3 protein-coding genes and 1 pseudogene are annotated in these 2,728 nt (G+C 61.2%); 1 reads left to right on the top strand and 3 read right to left on the bottom strand.

Going from position 1 to position 2,728, the window contains the following annotated elements:
• The 3 genes from AC1DUU_RS28645 to AC1DUU_RS28635 form a co-directional block, all read right to left on the bottom strand.
• Positions 1-1,355, bottom strand: a 1,355-nt coding sequence (locus AC1DUU_RS28645; protein WP_476786718.1) for a phage tail protein, incomplete at its 3' end; no start/stop codon positions are given.
• Positions 1,356-1,389: 34 nt separating this feature from the next.
• Entirely contained in the window at positions 1,390-1,812 is a 423-nt protein-coding gene (locus AC1DUU_RS28640) for an N-acetyltransferase family protein (RefSeq protein WP_476786717.1), read from the bottom strand.
• Positions 1,812-2,300 carry a hypothetical protein gene (locus tag AC1DUU_RS28635; protein ID WP_476786716.1) on the bottom strand — a complete coding sequence of 163 codons (489 nt, stop codon included), beginning with the start codon at positions 2,298-2,300 and terminating at the stop codon, positions 1,812-1,814. Before AC1DUU_RS28635 ends, AC1DUU_RS28640 begins: the two co-directional genes overlap by 1 nt.
• 248 nt (positions 2,301-2,548) lie before the next feature.
• On the opposite strand from AC1DUU_RS28635, the pseudogene AC1DUU_RS28630 reads away from it, so the two are divergent.
• Positions 2,549-2,728: pseudogene (locus tag AC1DUU_RS28630) on the top strand (hypothetical protein); the annotation flags it as partial.

The following is a 2,728-nucleotide window of genomic DNA, read 5'->3' as shown; positions in this document are numbered from 1 at the left end:
GTCCACGACAGCACCGCACCCGGCACCGCGTAGGGCCAGAACTCAGGCGGCAGGACTTCGGTGTGCCTGCGAGCTCGCTGCGCTTCCAGCAGGGCAGACAGCATAAGCCGCTGCACCTGCTCGGCGTAGGGAACGAAGTCTAACGGCACGTCAGCCATGAGCCGGCGGTTGCCGTGCAGAGCTTCCAAGTCCTGTCGGTAGAGCGGTGGTGCGGTCTTGGCGGCCCAGCCATCGGCCGGCGACGGGTAAGTTGCCGAAATGCCGTTGATGGTGTCTGACAGCCCGAAGAACGGCGTGAACGACTGCTCTTCGGTCGACAGGATGTCGCCGTCGGTAAAAGCGAACGTCGGCAGGTCAGGTGCGCCGAGATAGATGGAGTAGACGCCGCCAATCTCTGAAATGCGACCTTGGCACGATGTCAGGATTGCCTCGAGCGCAGACGCCAACGGCGCTTCGATCTGGATTTCGCCAGCCGAGCGATAGGTTGGCTCCGGGCCAGACGCGCCGCCGATGGTCGCGCGGCACTTGTTGATCTGGGCAATCCAGTTCGCCACTGGCAGACGGGCGGCAGCCAGCCCTTGCAGGCCATAGAACCACTTGTTGCCGAAGGTCAGACCGCGAAGCAGGTTGTAGGCCTGCACAGCCGGCAGATGATCGCCGTCGCCGCCCCATGTGCTTGGGGTGCTCCACCGCTGCGGTCCAACACCGCCAACGCTAGAATCGCGTGACGGGTCGTAGAGCTTGGTGCCGCTGACGACGAACTTGAATGACGGGATGCCGGAGAAAACGTTCTTCGTGACCTTCGCCGTCACGATGGCGTAGGCGACACCGCGCCCAACGCGCGTGCCGTCCCATTGCCGTTGTCCGTTCGAGGCAGAAGAGACAAGGAAAGGATCGGCAGCCGTCTGCGTGCCGTCGTAGAACTTGACCCAAAGGCTGTCGTGATACTCGTTGACGTTCCGGCCGTAGCCGGTGTCGGCGCCAAGTGTGCAGCGCTCGCCGTTCACCCAGACCTCGTCGAGGCTGGCGATGGGCAGATCCGCGAGTGCGATAACCTGCGTCAGGAACGCGTTCGGCGTGTCGTCGACATTGCCCCAGGTGTTGGCCCATACCAGCGAACCGGCTGTTGCCGTCCTGCCGAGAATGAACGACCTCGCAAGATCACCGCCCGCCTGAAGCGAACCGTTGATCGAGAATGTTGGGTCTTTGGCCTTGCCGGCTATCGACTGGGCAAGAAGGTTGAGGCCAATGCCGACCGCCGTCTTGAGGACAAAAGCCCCGATCGACGCACCCAGACCGCCAATGAATGTCGATACGGTGCCGACCACGGCGCCGATCGCTGAGAAGATAGCCATGATGTACCTTGGAAATGCGACCTGGAGGCCGGCGCTAGAGCGCTTTCAGGAAGTGCGTTTCGGCAGGTGCGTAGCCGCGCCGCCCGTAGAGACCAGAGACGTCATTGGTAGCTAGCGAGGCCATGCCGATGGTGACGCAGCCCTGCTCGCGCGCCCAAGCCTCGTAGGCATCGAGCATGCGAAGTGCGGAGCGTCCGCGAGCGGCAGGCGCGATGTACCAAACGGTTTCCTTGGCCCAGAGACCGGCACCGAATGGATGTTCGAAAGCACGCGCCATCAGAACGCCTTGGGCAGGTTCGCCTATGACCAACACGAGACCGTCGGCCAAGTGTTGCTTGAACAGCCGCTCAGCGTAGGCGGCTTGAAACGGGAAGGTGAAGCCAGCCGCTGCGTGGCTTTCCTTGAGCAGCCGAACGACAGCAAGCCGGTCGCCTTCGTTGGCGGTGCGAACCTGCATCAGAAGATGCCCAAGAACTTTTTGCGCTTCTTCTGGGTGGGAACCTGGCCTTTGACCGAGCCCCAGAAAATCTCCCATGCGTCAACCGTCGCGCTGTCCTTGAAGAAGGTATCTGACGCGCTGCGCAGCTTTTGCGTTTCGTGCGAGCGCGTGTCCGGGTTGGCGCGAGTCATCTCCTGGGTATGGCTGGCGCACATCAGCGTCACGCTGCCTTCTTCGTTTTCGGCGGGCGTGTTGATTTCGATCTTGTCTACAAAGCCGACAAATCGGCACTCGGCTGGAGCGACCATCTGGCGCGAGTCCGGATCGAACAGGCCGCGGTARATCTCCACCCTCGCCTGCTTGCAGTCATATTCGCGTACAAGCCGCTCGACCCGTTCGGCGACCTGGCTAAGYTGGATTTTGACAATCTGGACGGTCAGGTTCGACACGAGCGGAATGTCGTTGACCGCAACAAGAGTGCCGGACCCGAACCAGTCGCGCGTCACCTCAAGCCCYGTRTCGGGATGGATGACMGACGCCGACACRTTGCCRACGTCTGACCACATGCCRTCKGTCACAGGGCCGCCCGTCACGCGGTTGCGGGCAACGATCCATAGGAAGTCGCGGGCAACCAAGGCGCGCGCCTGTAGGGCCGCCAGGTTGGCGGCTGAGATATTGCGCATGAGGATTGGACTCCCGATGTGCCGTGTGGTTTTGATGCGGCCCAACAGCCGTCAGAACTCAAAGGCATTTTATGACTGAACCAGTACGCGAGATCGTTGTCTCGCCAACTTCGGGATACTTCACAAAGGACGGGATCACCGTCGAAGTCCAGATTTTTCAAATTGTCGGTCAGGAGGGTTGGATACTCGAAGTGGTATACAACGACGACATCCTCTACCATCTGGGAAGAACCCTTCGAGACCGACGCAGA

The sequence above is a fragment of the Aminobacter sp. P4_H6_2 genome (assembly GCF_056400805.1).
This window is presented reverse-complemented; position numbering and strand designations above follow the sequence as displayed.

Excerpts from the sequence above, each read along its gene's own strand:
- AC1DUU_RS28640 (WP_476786717.1), bottom strand. The coding sequence starts at position 1,812 with ATGCAGGTTCGCACCGCCAACGAAGGCGACCGGCTTGCTGTCGTTCGG.